Raw genomic sequence first — 414 nt, forward strand, 5'->3', positions numbered from 1 at the left:
TCGGTGGTCAGCGCGTGGACCTGGTTGCTGCTCAGCGCGGCGATCACCGAGGTCTTCAGCGCGGCCGCGTCGGCCGACTGCAGGCTCACGATCTGGTCGGTGGTCAGGCTCTGCGTCTGGGCGCTGTTCAGCGCGGCGGCCTGGGCGGTGCTCAGCGCGACGATCTGATCGGTGCTCAGCACTTTGATCTGGTCGCTGTTCAGCGCGGCGATCGACGAGGTCTTGATCGCGGCGAAGTCCACCGTGTCGAGCGCCTTGATCTGGTTGGTGCTCAGCGACGAGGCTTGGGCGCTGGTCAGCGCGGCGGCCTGGTTGGTGCCGATCGCGACGATCTGGTTGGTGCTCAGCGCGTTCAGGTTGTCGGTGCTGATGGCGGCGAACTGGCCGCTGGTCAGCGCTTGTACCTGGTCGGTG

The 414-nt window shown here is 66.9% G+C and carries 1 pseudogene; it reads right to left on the reverse strand.

From position 1 onward, the window contains the following. A pseudogene (locus tag GTP44_RS26855) lies at window positions 1–414 on the reverse strand (heme utilization protein); the annotation flags it as partial.

Source organism: Duganella lactea, from assembly GCF_009857505.1.
GTDB lineage: Bacteria > Pseudomonadota > Gammaproteobacteria > Burkholderiales > Burkholderiaceae_D > Rugamonas > Rugamonas lactea.